15 protein-coding genes are annotated in these 18,633 nt (G+C 51.1%); 8 read left to right on the top strand and 7 right to left on the bottom strand.

All coding sequences use genetic code 11. The features are described 5' to 3' along the window. Positions 1-65: 65 nt before the first annotated feature. Genes glgC through ABD028_RS21730 form a run of 3 tightly spaced genes read left to right on the top strand, consistent with a single transcriptional unit; the run spans position 66 to position 3,041 of the window. Entirely contained in the window at positions 66-1,292 is a 1,227-nt protein-coding gene (gene glgC / locus ABD028_RS21740) for a glucose-1-phosphate adenylyltransferase (protein ID WP_343847459.1), read from the top strand. Next, positions 1,289-2,728 (top strand): glycogen synthase GlgA, encoded by a 1,440-nt coding sequence (glgA, locus tag ABD028_RS21735; RefSeq protein ID WP_343847458.1) that lies wholly within the window; start codon positions 1,289-1,291, stop codon positions 2,726-2,728. The genes glgC and glgA overlap by 4 nt, the downstream gene beginning before the upstream one ends. Before the next feature lie 4 nt (positions 2,729-2,732). Then, the gene (locus ABD028_RS21730) at positions 2,733-3,041 is read left to right on the top strand and encodes a hypothetical protein (RefSeq protein ID WP_343847457.1); all 309 of its coding nucleotides are present in this window, start codon (positions 2,733-2,735) and stop codon (positions 3,039-3,041) included. Here the strand turns inward: ABD028_RS21730 and ABD028_RS21725 are convergent. Next, complete coding sequence (locus ABD028_RS21725; RefSeq protein WP_343847456.1) at positions 3,027-3,473, bottom strand: DUF3293 domain-containing protein; 447 nt, start codon at positions 3,471-3,473, stop codon at positions 3,027-3,029. The genes ABD028_RS21730 and ABD028_RS21725 overlap by 15 nt on opposite strands. A gap of 110 nt (positions 3,474-3,583) precedes the next feature. Between ABD028_RS21725 and ABD028_RS21720 the strand changes: the two genes are divergently transcribed. From ABD028_RS21720 to arcA, 3 genes are all read left to right on the top strand, one after another. Beyond that, on the top strand, positions 3,584-5,227 hold the full coding sequence (locus ABD028_RS21720; protein WP_343847455.1) for a sensor histidine kinase: 1,644 nt from the start codon (positions 3,584-3,586) through the stop codon (positions 5,225-5,227). Beyond that, complete coding sequence (locus ABD028_RS21715) at positions 5,227-5,763, top strand: YfiR family protein (RefSeq protein WP_343847454.1); 537 nt, start codon at positions 5,227-5,229, stop codon at positions 5,761-5,763. Before ABD028_RS21720 ends, ABD028_RS21715 begins: the two co-directional genes overlap by 1 nt. Before the next feature lie 133 nt (positions 5,764-5,896). Continuing rightward, positions 5,897-6,604, top strand: a complete 708-nt coding sequence (gene arcA / locus ABD028_RS21710) for a two-component system response regulator ArcA (RefSeq protein ID WP_102794471.1) — start codon at positions 5,897-5,899, stop codon at positions 6,602-6,604. An 85-nt stretch (positions 6,605-6,689) separates the two neighbouring features. Here arcA and pmbA read toward each other — a convergent pair whose 3' ends face one another. Next, a complete protein-coding gene (pmbA, locus tag ABD028_RS21705; protein WP_343847453.1) occupies positions 6,690-8,021 on the bottom strand; it encodes a metalloprotease PmbA in 1,332 nt (443 codons plus the stop codon). Between the two features lie 68 nt (positions 8,022-8,089). Here pmbA and yjgA point away from each other — a divergent pair, with 68 nt between their 5' ends. Both yjgA and ABD028_RS21695 read left to right on the top strand, forming a co-directional pair. After that, positions 8,090-8,593 carry a ribosome biogenesis factor YjgA gene (gene yjgA, locus ABD028_RS21700; protein ID WP_343847452.1) on the top strand — a complete coding sequence of 168 codons (504 nt, stop codon included), beginning with the start codon at positions 8,090-8,092 and terminating at the stop codon, positions 8,591-8,593. Positions 8,594-8,595: 2 nt separating this feature from the next. Further along, positions 8,596-10,377, top strand: coding sequence for a hypothetical protein (locus ABD028_RS21695; protein WP_343847451.1), 1,782 nt, complete (start codon positions 8,596-8,598; stop codon positions 10,375-10,377). A 73-nt stretch (positions 10,378-10,450) separates the two neighbouring features. On the opposite strand, the gene tldD is transcribed toward ABD028_RS21695, so the two are convergent. The 5 genes from tldD to ABD028_RS21670 all read right to left on the bottom strand — a co-directional run bounded on the left by tldD (position 10,451) and on the right by ABD028_RS21670 (position 18,633). Further along, positions 10,451-11,896: a metalloprotease TldD gene (gene tldD / locus ABD028_RS21690; RefSeq protein WP_343847450.1), complete on the bottom strand. Its 1,446-nt coding sequence runs from the start codon at positions 11,894-11,896 to the stop codon at positions 10,451-10,453. Continuing rightward, positions 11,880-12,710 (bottom strand): carbon-nitrogen hydrolase family protein, encoded by an 831-nt coding sequence (locus ABD028_RS21685; protein WP_343847449.1) that lies wholly within the window; start codon positions 12,708-12,710, stop codon positions 11,880-11,882. Before ABD028_RS21685 ends, tldD begins: the two co-directional genes overlap by 17 nt. Beyond that, positions 12,703-16,503: a YhdP family protein gene (locus ABD028_RS21680; protein WP_343847448.1), complete on the bottom strand. Its 3,801-nt coding sequence runs from the start codon at positions 16,501-16,503 to the stop codon at positions 12,703-12,705. The genes ABD028_RS21685 and ABD028_RS21680 overlap by 8 nt, the downstream gene beginning before the upstream one ends. Positions 16,504-16,609: 106 nt before the next feature. Further along, positions 16,610-18,076 (bottom strand): ribonuclease G, encoded by a 1,467-nt coding sequence (gene rng, locus ABD028_RS21675; RefSeq protein WP_102794478.1) that lies wholly within the window; start codon positions 18,074-18,076, stop codon positions 16,610-16,612. After that, the gene (locus tag ABD028_RS21670; protein ID WP_102794479.1) at positions 18,073-18,633 is read right to left on the bottom strand and encodes a Maf family protein; all 561 of its coding nucleotides are present in this window, start codon (positions 18,631-18,633) and stop codon (positions 18,073-18,075) included. Before ABD028_RS21670 ends, rng begins: the two co-directional genes overlap by 4 nt.

The raw sequence follows: 18,633 nt of genomic DNA, 5'->3' as shown, positions 1-18,633 counted from the left end.
GGGCTGGTCATCAGGTGGACAGCGCATGCACAAGCACCACAATTCCTTCGGTCTCAGGAGACAAAATGGCTCGAACTCTTGCAATGATCCTCGCTGGCGGTGCCGGCACCCGCTTATTCCCGCTGACTCAGACCCGCACCAAACCGGCCGTCCCTTTCGCCGGTGGCTTGCGCCTGGTGGACTTAGTTCTGAATAATTTCGTGAATTCCGACCTGCTGAAAATTTATTTGCTGACCCAGTTCAAATCACAATCACTGAATATCCACCTGCGGCAAGCCTGGTATCTTTCAGGCTTAACTGGCAATTTTATTGACGCCATTCCTGCGCAGATGCGCATGGGTAAACGTTGGTATGAAGGCACTGCCGACGCTATCTACCAGAATATTCGACTGATAGAACAGCATGATCCAGACAACGTATGCATCTTCGGCAGCGACCATATCTACAAGATGGATGTACGCCAGATGGTGCGTTACCACGAGAAAAGCGGCGCTGCCCTGACCGTTTGTGCTACCCGTGTGCCCATCGAGGAAGCGCACCGCTTTGGGGTAATCGAAGTGAATGAAAACTTCCGTATGACCGGCTTTGAGGAAAAACCCACTCACCCCAAGCCCCTGCCTGGCAATCCAACCATGGCACTGGTCTCTATGGGCAACTATGTGTTTGACGCCAAAGTACTTTATAAATCTCTGTACGCCGATGCAGAAAATAAGCTTTCTAACCATGATTTTGGCCATGACATAATTCCCAAGCTGTATAAAGACAAGCAAGTACAGGTTTACGACTTTACTCAGAACAAGATTCAGGGCGAAACCAATACCCACTACTGGCGGGATGTAGGCACGTTATATTCGTTCTGGGAAGCCCATATGGATCTGCTGGAATGTGAACCACAATTTGAACTCAATAACGAAAAATGGCCATTGCGCAGCTACCACCCGCCGGTACCGTCCGCGCGTATTCTGGCCGATGAGAAAGGCAATCACTCCACCATACTCAATTCGCTGATCTCTTCCGGGTGTAAAATTGTCGGTTCCAGGGTGGAGCGCTCAGTATTAGGTTTTAATGTGCACCTGGGGGCTGGTTCAAGGTTGCAGGAATGCGTTATCCTCGGCAGAGCGCATATAGGTGCCGGCAGCTACCTGAATCGGGTGATCACCGACAAAGGAGTGAGTATTGCGCCCGGCACCGAGATAGGTGTTAATCCAGAGCAGGACAAGGCCCGCGGCCTGACCGTGACCGAAGAAGGATTGACCGTGATCGCCAAAGGCATGAGGGTTGGATTTGAATGAAAATACTTTTTGTCGTTTCTGAAGTAGAAGACCTGGCTAAAACCGGTGGCCTGGCAGATGTTGCCAAGTCACTGCCCATTGCCCTGAAGGCGCTTGGTCACGATGTACGCATTGTGAAGCCTTACTACAAGCAGCTTGCCGAGAAATTCAAACTTGGCAATGTTGCCGACGAGCAGCTTCTGCGCGCAGGCGACAAAGAGTACCGTTTTAATATCAAGCGACTGGAACTGGAAACCGTTCCGGTGTATTGCGTGGATTATCCTGACTACTTCCATCGCGCGGGTCTCTATTCCGATGGCTATGAAGCTTTTGGCGACAATGCCGAGCGGTTTGCCTTTTTTTCAATGGCGGCATTGCGTACAGCACAGGCCATGGATTTTCAGCCCGATGTAGTGCATTGCAACGACTGGCATACGTCGCTTTGCCCGTATTTTATCAAGCGTGACGATAGCGGCTTTTTTGCCCGCTGCCGCACCCTGCTGACTATTCACAATGGCGCCTATCAGGGCGTACACAGGTTTGCAGATATCAGTTTCTTGCGTCCTCATGCGGAACTGGCGGCACAAATCGACAGTCAGGGTAATCTGAATTTTCTGAAAATGGGTATTCAGTATGCTGACAAGATAAATGCGGTCAGCCCCAACTATGCCAGGGAGCTGCTCACACCACTGGGGTCCCACAGTCTCTATCACGATTTTCAACATCGGGCCAATGATGTCAGTGGTATTCTGAACGGCTGCGACTACCAGCAGTGGGATCCTGGTTCAGACAAATTTTTACCCGCGCACTACACGGGTGAGGCGCTGCAGGGCAAAGCCCTGTGTAAACAAACCCTGCAGCAGGAAGCCGGATTGCCGGAGAAGGCCAATGTGCCGCTGATTGGCATGCTATGCCGCCTGACGGAACAAAAAGGCTTTGGTTATTTACTACCCGTGCTAAACCAGTTATTGCAACATAATGTGCAGATTCTGGTTATAGGCACAGGGGATCCTGTGATCAGCGACGTATTACAGTTCAATGCCGCACAATTTCCCGACAAGCTGGTGTTTCGCAACGACTTCAGTACCCGTATGGCACACTTGCTGGAAGCTGGCAGCGACTTTTTCCTGATGCCGTCGTTGTTTGAACCCTGCGGATTGAATCAGATGTACAGTCTGGCCTATGGCACTATCCCCATTGTTCGTGCCGTAGGGGGATTGCGAGATACGGTATTGGATCTGCAAATGCTGCCGGAGCAAGCCACCGGTTTTATGTTTGAAGCACCGGACAGTTCAGCACTGTTAAACTGTGTACGTCGGGCCATGCTGTTTTACCATGAATACCCTGACCGTTTCGTACAAATGCAGAAACGTGCAATGCGGCAAAAATTCACCTGGTATGACGCGGCACTGAATTATCAGGCCCTGTATCAGCATTGTCTGCCGATGGATAACTGATTCAGTGGCTGTCACAAGAGCCGCTCTGCTGTTGATTTGTACGTTCAGCGTGCAGGCAGTGCCTGAGCAATGCCTGCAGGACCCTGCCCGCACTCAGCCCTGTCCGCATCTGATTTACAAACAGGCGCAATTAACAGACAAACAGGGCAACAACACCAAGCAGTTAGTCTGTGTTTGCCTGAGCGACTTTGCCGACTTACAAGCGCAACCAAGCAGCGAAGCTGAGCGGGTCAGGCAGAGAATGCGCCTGAAAAGCCTGGCCGCCCAGTTAAATATGGACGAACAGACTTTACTCGAGCTAATTCGTTACTAGGGGCTGCTCGCAGCCCCTGCACCTTGCCCTGAAGTTTCCCAGGGCAACAGCATTGTACCCCTCCAGCATTGCCGGTAGCAGCCACACCTGCTCACCATCCAGCCAATAAAATGCGTTTTGCTTAAAGTGCCTGGCCAGTTCCAGGCCCTGTAACTTGTTGCAGGCAATCAGATAACTGGGCTCCTGATGCTTAAGATCTGCGCCTGCACCAATTAACTCACTGCAACGAAAGCCCTGACGGCTTAAACGACCAGCCAGTTGCCCCTGTAACAGGGTGTTTTCGCTTTTTGACAGCACACTGCCGCCGGGGTTGCAGGCAGTGACAATGCACCTCTGCTCGGCCTCTACCGGCCGTTCAGATAAAACAAAAATCGTATTTTGGTACAGTTGCCATAGCCTGGATGTTGTTTGTTGTTGTTCGCTATTGCTCATCTTTTCCCTTCCGGTCTTGTAATTATTTTCATTTTTCAAAAGATTGTATCAATATGGTGATAAGCTTGATCAAGAAACGATAAAGATATTTCAGGGCTGAATCAGAGCACATGGCGCAACAAAAGAAAGTCCTATCGATAAAAAGCCTGTTCATCTGGGTAGTAATGTCCATCACTGCGGCGGCATTGCTTCTGGCATCCAGCATATCTCTCTATGTTCAAATCAGTAACTATAAAGAAGAAATGATCAACGAGGTGGAAACTTTTGCAGAGTTGATCAGTACCAATGCTGCCAGTGGCATTGTGTTTAATGACAATGTCACCGAAGAACAAAACTTGCAGGCGCTCTCAGCCGCGGCATTTATCAACAACGTACATATCTACAAACTCAACCCGGCCAATGAACTGGAATTCTTTGCCAGTTACAATAAAACCGGACAGGCCCCGGTAAGAGCCATGTTTGGCAGAACAGAAGAGCTGGCCCTGCCTACCTTCAGCGCCGATGCACTGGAATATATGATGCCGGTTAACCTGGAAGGGGATCGGGTTGGTTTCACCTATATTCGCGCCTCGGTAGATGCCCTCAACAAACTGACGTTGAACACCGTGCTGATCACGTTTTCGGTCCTGATGCTGGCCCTAATCCTGAGCTTTTTGCTGACTCTGAGGTTGCAACGCTCAGTAACCCATCCCATTGAAGAGTTGGTTTATCTGGTTCAGCAGATTAGTCAGCAGAAGGATTATTCCAGCCGGGCCCGTTCATCCAGCCTTAAGGAGCTGGATATTCTGGGTAATGCCTTTAACGGCATGCTGGAAACCATACAGCAGCATATTCTTCGCCAGGAGCAAGCCGAAGAGGAATACCGTCGGCTTAACCTGAGCCTGGAGGAAAAGGTCAGCCAGCGCACTACAGCCCTTAAAGAAGCCAACAAAGAACTGATTCAAACTCTGGAAAAGCTCCATCAGTTTCAACGTCAGATCGTCCAGAACGAAAAAATGGCCTCACTGGGTGATATGGTGGCCGGGGTTGCGCATGAGGTTAACACTCCAATCGGTTTGGGCGTCACCGCTTCCACCATGATGTTGGACCGATTGACCCAACTGCAGAGTGATTTTGAGAACAAAAATCTCAAGGCCAGTGCTCTGGCAAAATTCCTTAAGGAAGGGGAAGAAAATCTCAATATTATCTACCGCAACTTAAACCGTGCTGCAGAGCTAATATCCAGCTTCAAACAAGTCGCTGTAGACCAAACCAGTGAAACGGCCAGAGTGTTTGCCTTCAAACAATTAATGGACGAAATTCTGCTGTCCATGCGCCCCAAACTGAAAAAGCTGCCTCACGAAATTGTCCTGCATTGCGACCCGGAGCTGACCATCGAAAGTAAAGCCGGGCCAATCAACCAAATCATGATCAATTTGATTATGAACTCCATTATTCATGGATTTGAATTTATGGAAAAAGGCCAGATTGATATTTGGGTAGAATTGCAGGGTGGCAACAAACTGTCACTGCGTTATGAGGACAATGGTAAAGGTATACCGGAGCATCTGTGTAAACGCATCTTTGATCCTTTTGTCACTACCAAGCGCGGCCAGGGTGGTAGTGGCCTGGGTATGCACCTGGTGTACAACCTGGTGACTCAGGCCCTGAATGGTTCCATTACGGTAACCAGCGAAGAAGGTCATGGTGTTGAATTTCAAATTCTGTTCCCGGTCAGGAAGCTGGAACATTCAGATATTGCTAAGAGTTCATAATGCGACAGGGATTGCCGACACTTCACAAACTACTGCTGCTTTGTGCGCTATTGTTGCCAACGGCTGCATTTTCACAGGGCTTCAGTTCTGAACAACTGCGCGCCCCGTTCCTGCTGCACATAGCCAATTTTACGCAATTTGTTGATGAAGACAGCCAATTGCCGGTGAACTTTTGTTTTCTGGAAGATAAGAACTATGCCCATGCCAAGGTGTTTCAGAGTTCACCTAACCAACAAGTGAAACAAAGACCGATTAAACTGGTGGAGCTGGCTGAGGCCACACAAATAGATGGGCAGGATTGTCAGGTACTGTTTGTCGGCCAAAGTATGGAGAGTGATGAACTCTTTGAACGCCTGGCAAAAGTGAACCAGCAAACAGTCTCTATTGGCGAGTCCATTAACTTTATCCAGCGTGGCGGCATGATGGCCATTGTCCCGCTACAATCCAAGATGAAGATTTTCTTCAATCAGGATGTGTATGAACAAACCAGCCTGAAGTTTAGCTCTGCCTTATTAAAGCGGGTGAACTTTCGCTGATGATGTGGGTCATACGGGCTCAACAACAGACAGAATAAGCCCAGCGCGCAATTCTGTTGGCCCAGACCACTTATGAGAATGACTATTATCTGGTAAACTTACAAAAATCTAACAAAGCGTGGAACTTTAAAAGATGCAAACCCCTAATATTCTCATTGTCGAAGACGAGGTTGTTACCAGAACAACCCTGAAAAGTCTGTTCGAAGCCGAAGGCTATCAGGTTTTTGAAGCTGAAAACGGCGAGGAAATGCACAACATTTTCGCTGAACATACCATCAATCTGGTAATTATGGATATCAATCTGCCTGGTAAAAATGGCCTGATTCTGGCTCGCGAAGTGCGGGATCGTAAAAATGTCGGTCTGATCTTCCTGACCGGCCGTGATAACGACGTAGATCGTATTCTGGGCCTGGAAATTGGTGCCGATGATTATCTGACCAAACCCTTCAATCCCAGAGAACTGACCATTCGCGCCAGAAACCTGCTGACTCGTACGCTGAACAGCAGTGAAGATGACGATCTGCCCAGCAAGGTGTCCTTTAACGGCTGGACATTGGACAGTGACAGCCGCAGTCTGATTTCACCCAAGAGCCAGGAATTCCGCCTGCCTCGCAGTGAATTCAGGGCCCTGCACCTGTTCTTGCGTCACCCAGGCAAAATCCTTACTCGCGAACAGCTGATTATGGAAATGACTGGTCGTGAGCTACGCCCCAACGACAGAACGGTGGACGTGACCATTCGCCGTATCCGTAAACATTTTGAGTCAGAGCCTAGCGCAGAAGAATTGATTGTGACTGTGCACGGTGAAGGCTATCGCTTCTGTGGCGCTGTTGACGCCTGATAAGTTATCAGACAGTAGCTGCCAGTTGTCAGTCTGAACCCTGTTCACTGACAACTGGCCACTTGCTCCAGGGCAGACAAGCTTATCAATCACCCGCCACTTGCATAGGGCTCAGTAACACAGAGCCGGTTTGTACTGCACCACGTTTCTCGGTGTCGCTGCCAATCGCCTGAATGCCCATCAACATGTCTTTAAGATTGCCAGCAATGGTTACCTCATGAACAGGATACTGGATCTGGCCATTCTCTACCCAGAATCCTGCCGCACCGCGGGAATAATCACCATTGACAATATTCACTCCCTGGCCCATCAGCTCAGTGACCAGCAGGCCGCTGCCCATCTGCTGCAGTAATTCTTCAAAACCCTGGCCTGAGGACTGCACCAGCCAGTTATGAATGCCCCCGGCGTGACCATTGCTCTGCATGCCCAGCTTGCGGGCAGAATAACTGGTCAGCAAATAGTGCTGCAGTATGCCCTGTTCAACAATGTCCATATCCCGGGTTTGCACCCCTTCATGATCGAAGGACGAACTGGCCAGCCCTTTGAGCAACAGAGGACGTTCCTCAATACGCAGCCAGTCAGGCATCACCTGTTTGCCTAAATGATCCAGCAGGAAGGAAGATTTGCGGTATAGGCTGCCGCCACTGATAGCCGACACAAAGTGACCAAACAGACTGGAAGCAATTTCACGGTGGAACAACACCGGTACCTTAGCGGTCTTCATTTTGCGCCCGCCCAAGCGGGATACCGTGGCCTTTGCCGCTTCGATGCCTATCTGTTCGGGCGTGTCCAGGCAGTGGGCTTCGCGGCTCACGCTATAGGCATAGTCCCTTTGCATATCCCCGTCCTGCTCTGCAATCAGAACACAGCTGAGACTGTATCTGCTGCTTGGATAGCCCGCGTTAATACCATGGCTGTTGCCATACACCTTTACGCCAAGATTGGCATTGTAAGAAGCACCATCAGAGTTGTTAATGCGCGGATCGGCGGCAAAGGCGGCCTGTTCGGCGCGAATGGCCATGGCAATACCGGCTTCGGCATCTAACTCAATGGGGTGATAAAGATCTAAATCAGGGAAATCCCGCGCTATCAGCTCGGCGTCAGCTAGACCTGAACAAGGGTCTTCACTGGTATAGCGGGCAATCTCAATCGCCTTTTCAACCGTTAGGCGCAGGGCAGCCGGACTGAGATCTGCAGTAGACGCACTGCCCTTTTTGCTACCGACATAAACGCTGATCCCTAAACCACCGTCGTTAGTAAACTCCAGAGTTTCAACCTGCTGCATACGTGAGGAAACGGCAATGCCCTGTACTTTACTCATACTGGCTTCGGCCTGACTGGCCCCAAGCTTTTTGGCCAGAGTCAGGACATCATCGACAACCGACTGGATTTCAGCGAGACTTTGTTGTGCATTCATGGGAATTAGGTTTTCCAACGGGCTAAAGGTTACAATTGGATAGCTAGTTTATCATTAAAGACAACAAGATGACCGAATACGACGATCAGGAATTCGATTCCAAGAGTAAAACCCAGTTAAAAAATGAAATGCAGGACCTGCAAAAACTGGGGGAAAAGTTAGTTGGCCTTGGCCCGGCAGCGCTGGATAAGATCCCCATGGATCAGGAATTAAGCGACGCCGTAAAGCTGGCAAAACGCATCGACAGAAAAAAGGAAGGTTATCGCCGTCAACTGCAGTTTATTGGCAAATTGATGCGTAATCGTGACGTCGAGCCAATCCAGCAAGCCATTGATTTGCTGGAAAACAAGCACCAGCAGGCGACCGCTCAGTTCCATAAGCTGGAAAGGCTGCGGGATGATATTGTGGCCAGGGGCGATGAGGCTATTGATCAGGTCATGGAACGCTATCCAACGCTTGAGCGGCAGAAACTACGCCAGTTAAGCCGCCAGGCGCAAAAAGAGCAGCAACAAAACAAACCGCCCAAAGCGGCCCGGGAAATTTTTCAGTATCTGCGCGAGGCTACAGAATAAGTATGACAAATTGGCTGTTAAAGGGATTGTTAACTGTCTCGCTGGGATTGACCCTGGCCGCTTGCAATGGCACCTCGGGCGATAACGGCAGTACCCCGTTTAACCCTGGCACGGATACCGATTTAAGTGACCTAAAGCTAGGCCATTTCGATGCAGCCAATAATTTTATTCAGGGTGAAATCGGTGTCAGTATGGCCGGGGAGCTATCTGCAGGTGGCACGCTGGGTTTGACTCTGGTGGTAGTAGGTGCCGACAACAAGGCGGTTAATCAGGCCTTGCAGATTAGCTTAAGCTCAGATTGTGCTCTGGCCGGCGCCGCCAGCCTGGCCAGTTCGGTATCCACGGTGAGCGGAATTGCCCGTACCGATTATCAGGACATCAGTTGTGCCGGAGCCCATGGCAGCACCGATACCATAACGGCCACATTGACCGACAATACCACCGCACTGCAAGCCACTGTGTCTGTGGATATTGCCGCAGAAGAACTGGAGAAACTGACCTTTGTTTCTGCCACACCAGATAAAATCCTGATCCAGGGTACGGGTGGACAGAATAATGTTTCTACTTCAACTTTAACGTTTCAGGTCAGGGGCGTACTGGACAATCCGCTGGCCCAGCAACAGGTTGACTTCAGCCTGAACACCTCGGCAGGTGGTGTAAAAGTAGAACCTTCCAGCGCCATGACCAATGGGGATGGCACGGTGAGCACCAGGGTGATAGCAGGTATTGCCCCTGCAGTGGTCAGGGTAACGGCCAGTACTCAGAGCGCTGCAGGGAAAAGCGTTTCCACCCAGTCCAATTTGCTGACCATCAATACCGGCCTGGCCGACCAGAACAGTTTTTCCATCGCAAAGACCGTACATAATGTCGAAGCCGCTCTTTACCAAGGTGCCACCTCGCAGGTGACCGTCAGACTATCGGACCTGTTCAATAACCCGGTGGCCGACGGCACGGCGGTGAACTTTGTCACCGAAGGTGGGCAGATAGAAGAGCGCTGTGTTACCCAAAATGGTGCCTGTTCGGTCACCTGGACAGGCCAGCATCCGATACCTACGGATCACAGAGTCACCATTCTGGCCTATACCGACGGCCATGAAACCTTGTGGGATGCAAACAGCAATAATTACTTTGACGATGAGGATGGCAGCGCAATTTCCTCAGTTAGCAACAATGGCTTTGGCAAAGACGATAACCAGAATGGTACCCTGACCGGCTTTGTGGATATGAGTGAAGCCTGGCTGGATGCCAACGAAAGCGGCGAGCGCGATGTTGGCGAGTGGTTTGACGATCACAACGGTAATGGCTTGTTTGATTTAGCCGACGGTAAATTTAACGGTCCGCACTGTCAGTCCGATCAATATTGCGACAGCCAGGCGCAAAGCATCAGCCTGCGCGCGTCGGCCCTGCTGATTATGTCCAGTTCTGAAGCCGTGCTGACATTACAACAAGCCAATGGTTCGCAGATTGCGCCAAACACTGACCCTAATATTGCGGATATCAGCTTAAATGCCGGGGAAAAGCGGGAGTTTATCGTGGAATTTCTCGATACTGCCGGGCAGGTGCTGGCCAATGGCACCAGCATCAATGTTACCAGTGAATCAGGGACTGTGGAGAATGGCACCTTTAGCGTGCCAAATACACCCTTCACGAATGATGCCAGCCAACTCAGGTTTAGTTTAACCAATGATGGTGCACCTGGTCTTTACTGGCTGACTATTAGGGCCACAGCCCCGTCTTCAACAACACAAACACAATTGCTATTCAGGGTAGAGATGCGCGGCTAGCCAACCAGTGTGTAGTTCAACGGAAAAGAATCAGTAGGGCAGGGGCTCCTGCCCTGGATTTAAAAAGATGCCGTCAGGCTGTACCGCCAACGGTGAGTTCGTCCACTTTTAAGGTCGGCTGGCCCACGCCAACAGGCACACTCTGACCGTCTTTGCCGCACACACCTACACCGCGATCCAGGCTCATATCGTTGCCAATCATCGATACTTTTTGCATGACCTGCGGGCCATTCCCAATCAGTGTGGCACCTTTGACCGGGGTGGTAATTTTACCGTTTTCAATCAGGTAGGCCTCGGACGTGGAAAACACAAACTTGCCAGAGGTGATATCTACCTGTCCGCCACCAAAGTTAGGCGCATAGATGCCTTTTTTGATGGTGCTGATAATTTCCTCTGCCTCATACTGGCCACCAAGCATATAGGTGTTGGTCATACGAGGCATCGGCAGGTGGGCATAAGATTCACGCCGACCGTTGCCTGTCACGGGCACGCCCATCAAACGGGCATTCAGCTTGTCCTGCATATAGCCCTTGAGTATGCCATCCTCAATCAATACGTTGTACTGGCTTGGGTTGCCTTCATCGTCAATACTCAGCGAACCACGCCGCTCTGCCAGCGTGCCGTCATCCACCACCGTGACCCCTTTGGCTGCCACCTGCTGACCAATGCGACCACTAAAAGTAGATGATCCCTTACGATTGAAATCTCCTTCCAGGCCATGGCCAACGGCCTCGTGCAACAATACACCAGGCCAGCCACTGCCAAGCACCACGGGCATCAGGCCGGCAGGCGCATCCACTGCTTGCATATTGACCCTGGCCATATGCAGAGCTTCATCTGCAAGCTGCTGATAACGGGGAACACCCGCATCCAGTTCCAGAAATCTGGCATAAGCATAACGGCCGCCCATACCGGCGCTGCCGCGCTCCCGACGACCATTTTGCTCAATAAGAACTGAGCAATTCAGTCTTACCAATGGACGGATATCGCTGCTCAGGGTGCCATCTGTTGCGGCTACCAGCACTTCTTCATAAACACCGCTGATGCTGACCACCACCTGACTGATATTCGGCTCCTGAGCACGCACATAGGCGTCCATACTTTTCAGCAGATTGATCTTGTCCTGATCGGATAGGTCCAGAATAGGATTTCGCCCTTCATATAAGGCCTTATTCTGCCTGGCCGCACTGAACGCTTTTACCTGATGATTACCGCCCTGCGCACTGATACTGCGGGCAGCCTGACAGGCCTGCAGTAACGCCGGTTTGGATATTTCGTCTGAATAGGCAAAACCGGTTTTTTCACCACTGACGGCCCGCACCCCTACACCACGCTCGATGTTGTAGCTGCCTTCTTTAATAATGCCGTCTTCTAATATCCAGCTCTCATGCTGGCTGGACTGGAAATACAGATCAGCAAAGTCATTGTCATGCTGGTAAATAAGACCAAGGGCCTGTTGCAGGTCGGTCTGGCTCAGCTCAGAGGCTGCCAGCAAGTTCTGCTCAACTATCGGATTCAATCAGTTCGCTCCTGAATTGGTTATGTTGTGCCACTGGCATAGTGCGGCGAATTTCCTGCATCTGGGCAAAATCCACCTTGGTCTGCACTAATCCAGGCCCTTTGCTCAGGCTCATCAGCACTTCACCCCATGGGGATATGATGGTGGAATGACCAAAAGTCTCCCGACCATTGGCATGTACACCACCCTGGCCCGCAGCCACCACGAAACACTGCTTTTCTATCGCCCGGGCTTTAAGCAATGGCCACCAGTGGGCCTGGCCTGTTACCTGGGTAAAAGCTGCGGGTAAGACCAGAATATCCACCTCACCCATGGCCTGGAACAAACCAGCAAAACGCAGATCATAGCACACCGCCATACCAATTCGGCCAAAGGCCGTGTCAAAAACCACCACCTGCGACCCGGGCTGGGTATATTTGGACTCCAGGTAAGTGCGGGTACCGTCAGCCACTTCCACATCAAATAAATGAATTTTCTGATAATGAGCCAATTGCTGTCCTTTGGGGCCAAACAACAAGCTGGAGGCTGTGAATTTTTCTTTGTCCGGTACCCGGATGGGTATGGTACCGGCAACCAGCCAAATGCAATGTTCAGCCGCCATGGCAGATAACGCACTCTGAACTGGCCCTTCCCCAAGGGCTTCAGCCAGTTCAAGCTGGGTTTTGTCGCTGCCACCAAAACAGGCAAAACACTCAGGCAGCACCACCAGGGATGGGCATGAGGTATCCAGCTCGCTGAGCTGCTTGCTGACCTGAGCCAGATTCTCGCTCGGCTTTGGTGATGACACCAGTTGTATGGCTGCCAGATTAACCATTAGAGGTCACCTTAAGCGGCATCTGTGGTGGCAGTGGCTGTTCTTGTTTGGGCTGGGCTCTGGCGGGCAGTTGCACCTCGCGGCTGTCACGGCCCAGTTCCTGCAGTACCGGCTGATCAATAGTGCCGGTCAGGGAATACTCAATATTGGAAATCACTTTTGCCGAGGTCAGGACCTCGTCCAATGCAAAGGCGGCCAGCGCTGTAGCTGGATTTACCATCCAGGCCAGAATCACTGGCAGACTGGAGGTGACTTTAGGGGTAAAGCCTATTTTATAATCCAGATTTTTGTCGTTTAAATCTGTATAACCGGCCAGTACCATTTTACCCGCAGCACCATCAATACTGGTGTCCTGGGTATGCACCCGGCCATTCTCAAGCTGAAAAGTACCCGCCATTTTGTCGTAGAAGAAGCCCTTGGCGAACACATCGCGAAAGTCCAGCGTCAATTTACGCACCAGCGATTCCAGACTGAGAATGGAAAATAGTCTGGCACCTTTATCACTCACTTCACTTAAATAGCCGTCAGACAAGCTCCACTTAATATCGCCATTCAGGCTGGCAAAGTTGAATTCGTAAGGTGCATTTTGCCAGCTTAAGTCAAAGTCCATTCTGGCGCCGGAATCACGTACTCCAGCATCGAACTTAAAATGCTTGAGCATGGCACCGAAGTCTTTGCTCTCCATATTACCTGTCAGTCGGGTACTGGTATTGCTTTGGCCAATATACCAATCACCCATGGCACTCAATCGGCTTTCAGGCAATCTGACATCCAGTCGTTCTATTTTCATGCCTTGCTCAGCCCGGCTGAGTTTCAGGCTGAGTTGCCCCAGTTCATATTCGTTATAGCTACAGCGTTTGCATTCCAGCACTAAGGGTGGCACCTGACGTAGATCGCGATTAGCTGGCTTATCGCTGCCCTGCCAGGCAGGCAGGTCGAGGTAATCGGCTTGAATACTGATCCCCCGGCCTAACCAGTCATGACCAATCTCCAGCTCAGCCCGGCCTTCTTTGGCGCTCAGTGTGGCCAGCCAGGCCAGATCGGAATACTTGAAATTCACCTCAGCCTGGTTTAACACCAGGCCCAGCACATCAAGGTTACCGGCGTTAACAAAAATACGTTCAGGTACCGGAAACAGCCCGTTTTCACTGCTCTGGCCAGCCAGCAGCGCCTCGATAGTACTATGCCATTGCTCTACGTTTATCACGGGCAAATTGGCTGAAATACTGAACCCGTTGCCCATTCCCGCAAAACCACTTTCCCCCAATGCCAGATGGGCGCGGGAAAAGCGCATTTCCTGATGAGGCAGCAGGCCGTTAAATCGTACTTTATTACCTAGTTGCAGCCGCACATTAGACACCTGCTCATCACCGCTGACGTCCAGATGCAAAGGCATGGCCACGCCGGCCCCTTTGGCAAAGGGTTCCGGCAAACTGGATACGGCATCCAGCATGTCAGAACGCAGATTAAATTCGTATTGATACCCTTGTTCAGGCAGATTCAGACTTAAATCGGCCTGCCAGGGAGTAACACCCGCGACGAAGGGTTCGAGACTGGCATGCTGAGCGAGCAGAAACTGATGCCAGTTCCATTGCCCCGTCAACTGAATATCAGTTTGATAGCCATTCTGTCGCTGCGCGCCTTGCAAGGCCAGTGTGGTGGGTTGCCCTAGTAGCTCAACCTGCAGCCTATCGCTGCGGATTTTATCGTTAACAAAGGTCAGTTCACCCTGCGCCTTGTGCAGGTCCAGTGCCAGACTGCTGACACTGACCAGATTATCTTTGAACCCCACCTTACCGCGGGCAACCACATCATGACCACTTAAGGGGATAGTCAGCTCCAGCTCGGCCTGCAGTGGACCACTGATTTGCACTTCCTGTAGCGCAGCGCCCACCGAATCTGCCAGTTCACTGTGCAGCATTAAGTCCGTCACGGCGGCCCCATCAGCCTGCTCCTGCAGGTTGATGGTCAGAATTGAATCTTCGGTTAGTTCAGGAATAACCGCGCTTACCTGCCCCACGTTGAGCTGGCGCAGTTTGCCTTTACTGCTGTTCATCCACAGGCCTTCATTTTCAAACAACAGTTGCATAGACAGGCCGGTCAAGGGCGGCCAGTCGCTGTCAAATAAAAACTCGCTGTCCTGCATATCAACGCTGGCCTGGAAGATACCGCTATTATCGGCAAAGGGGTAATTGGCGGGTTGACCACGCCACAACAGACTGGCTGCATTGATGGTGCCGGATACCAGTGATTTATCCAGATAAGCTTTGGTTTCTTTACCCATCAACTCACCTGGAAAAAGCTTTTTCGCGTCAGCGACTGTCAGGCCAGCGACTTGCGTTACCAGCGCCAGATCATTATCGGCACTTTGATAATGCAAGGCCTGGCGGAAACTCACCACATCGGACTCAAAAGCCAGTTCAGGCATACTCAAGTCCAGCCCTTGCCCAGCAACACTGAAAAACAGATTCGCATTGAGCGCATCAAAACTTAGCTGATGGTCCAAAATGCTGTCCGTCAGCAATTTACCGTCATGACCGGCAACCTCTAATCGTCCATAACCATTACGCCAATCCAACCGCCCTTGCAGGCTGCTGATTCCGGGTAGATGGGCGGTGGGAGACAACTGAAGATTGTTAAATGCCAGCGTGGCGGCAACGCCTTGTTCATCCAGGCGCAGGGCCAGTTGGTTTAACTCCCCTTTAGGCGACATCTGTGCCAGCCAGGCGGCGTCCTGCTCGTTAATAAAGCCGGACAGTATGGGACGAAGTCTTTCCAATTGCAGATTAGAACTGCGCAGCAGATATTCGCCTTTGTCGCTAATATGACCGCTAAGGTCGACTATCAGGCTATCCTCTTCGTTACTTAACAGTTCGGCCTGCTGCAACGAAAAACGCCAGCCATTGCTATCCGGCTGGGCATATAAGTTGGCACTGGCCACTTTAAGATTTAAGGGCTGCTCACCTTTAAAGCTGATTTGGCTGTCATTCAGATTGGCCTGCAGTGAGATAGCCTGAGAATCACGGATCTCGGCCCACATGGAAAAATTCAGGCGACTGCTTGCCAGTTCACGCTGACTGGGATTGATCTGCGCCAACCAGGGTGAGATATCCAGCTCTTTGGCATCGGCATGGAATGTGCCACTGAGGTTGTCGCGGCCACCGCGCAAATCCAGAATAAACCTGGCTGAGTTGCGGGTCAGCTCGGCGACCCGCATAAAACCAACGCCCTGGTGGCGTTGCTCTTTATTCAACCAGCTTAATTGCTGAATCTGAATATGCTGCCGTTCCTGATCATTGGCTAAAAACACATCGCTGTCGTTAACCGAAAAGCGCTGCAATTGTTCAAGAAACAGTGCCTGTAAGGCATCTACCACCGGATATTCAGCGTCGCCCGATTCCAATCTGGGAATGTCCAATGACAGTGTCAGACCGTCAAGATTAAAACGCTGAGACTGCAGAGAACCGCTCGTCACCGAGCCCCAGAAATCCAATTGAATTTGCGTTTCGCGGATGTTGAGTTGCAGAGGTGAATCAAGCTGATTATTCAGTGCCACATCACGCAGAACAATAGCCGGTCCGGTACCTTGCCAGGCAGCCGAGATACTGCCAATTTTCAGGTCTGTGCCATATTCCTGGTTAATGTAATCTTCCAGCCAGTGTTTTTTACTGTCCATGTGCGGCAGGCTGTAACGCAGCAGACTCAGCAATACGGCCAGAGTAACCAGCAGTATCGCACTTAAGGTCCACAGTTTACGGACGATGTAGGACAAATAAAAAACAGCTTTCTTCACAATAATTCAGTTATCTGTATGCAGCACTATGCTGCAAGCTCAGGGAAACACCACCGCAGCGCTTTGTAGCTCGTAGCTCGTAGCTCGTAGCTCGTAGCTAAGATGATTACATCATCACCACGTCGTACTTGTCCTGATTGTACAATGGCTCGGTTTGCACTTTGATTTGTCTGGATACAAAGACTTCCAATTCCGCCAGCATATGCGACTCTTCGCCCAGCAACGCATCTGCAACGGCTGGTGAGGCATAAACCACAAATTTATCTGCATCATAGGCCCGGTTCACGCGCACAATCTCACGCATTATCTCAAAACAAATGGTTTCCACCGTCTTGATCGAACCTCGCCCCTTACATACTGGACACTCACCACACAGAATATGTTCCAAACTTTCTCGGGTGCGTTTACGGGTCATCTCCACCAGACCCAGTGCTGTAAAGCCGTGAATATTAATTTTTGCCCGGTCTTTGCCGGTGGCAACTTCCAGACTGTGCAGAACACGACGCTGGTGATCCTGGTCGGTCATATCAATAAAATCGATAATAATAATGCCGCCCAGATTGCGCAGTCTGAGCTGCCGGGCAATAGCGGCCGTGGCTTCGATATTGGTATTGAAGATAGTTTCTTCGAGATTGCGGTGGCCGACAAATGCGCCGGTATTGATATCAATGGTGGTCATGGCTTCGGTTTGGTCAATAATCAGGTAGCCTCCTGATTTCAACTCCACTCGCCTTTCCAGGGCGCGCTGCGCTTCGTTCTCCACATCATATAGATCAAAGATGGGGCGTTCGCCCTGATAGACTTCCAGCAATTCATGCAGCTCTGGCGCGTATTCTTTAGTAAAGCTTTGCAATTCACTGAAAGCCAATTTGGAATCGATACGGATTTTGTCCAGCTTAGTGCCGACAAAATCACGCAGCACGCGACGAGCCAGGGGCAAATCTTCATACAACACATTGGCCTTACGCTTTTTCATGCGCTGCTGCACTTTGGCCCATAAACGCTTTAAAAACTCCGCATCCTGCTGCAGCTCACTTTCCCCCACGCCTTCGGCGGCCGTGCGCAGAATAAAACCACCGTCTTCACTGCACAAATCCTGCACCAGCAGTTTTAAACGTTCCCGCTCCTGTTCATCCTCAATACGCTGAGACACGCCAACATGGGAAACACTGGGCATAAATACTAAGTAGCGCGAGGGCAGGGTAATGTCGGTAGTCAGACGCGCACCTTTGGTGCCCAGTGGGTCTTTCACCACCTGTACAACAATGTCCTGGCCGTCACGCACCAGCTCGCGAATGTCTTGCTTGGACATATGGCTTTCTGATACCTCACCCACCAGCTCATTGTGAATAACGATATCTGACGCATGCAGAAAGGCCGCTTTATCCAGACCAATGTCCACAAATGCCGCCTGCATACCGGGCAATACCCGGCTGACCTTGCCTCGGTAGATATTGCCCACCAAGCCCCGCTTGGTATGCCGCTCGACATGGATTTCCTGCAAGATGCCGTTTTCGATCAGGGCAACCCTGGACTCAGAAGGGGTAACGTTGATCAACAGCTCGGCACTCATAGCAGATTTTGCTCCTTCAGTAGTTCAGCAGTTTCGTAAAGTGGCAGGCCAACTACGGCACTATAGCTACCCTGGATGCGGGTCACAAAGCGTCCGGCCAAGCCCTGGATTCCGTAGCCACCGGCCTTATCTGCCGGCTCGCCGGTTTGCCAGTACCAGTCTGTTTCAGCCTGACTTAACACTTTAAAGCTGACATCGGTTACCACCAGCCGGTGTTGCAGACCACGATCACTGCGCAGTGCCACTGCTGTCATGACCTGATGGTGAGCGCCTGACAACAGTGCGAACATACGTTGGAAGTCACTTTTGTCGACCGGTTTACCCAAAATACGATTCTGACATACCACTGCCGTATCCGAACCCAACACAGGGTCCACGTGGCCAGCCTGACGCCAGCCGGCTTCAGCCTTGGCACGGGCCAACCTGACCACATAATCCATGGGTTCCTCGGCAGGCTTAACTGACTCGTCCAGATTAACGCTGATTTGCCTGAACGGTACCTGCAGTTGATGCAGAAGCTCAGCACGACGGGGAGAAGCAGAGGCTAAAATCAACAT

The organism is Bowmanella denitrificans (assembly GCF_039522935.1).
Classification (GTDB): domain Bacteria; phylum Pseudomonadota; class Gammaproteobacteria; order Enterobacterales; family Alteromonadaceae; genus Bowmanella; species Bowmanella denitrificans.
This window is presented reverse-complemented; position numbering and strand designations above follow the sequence as displayed.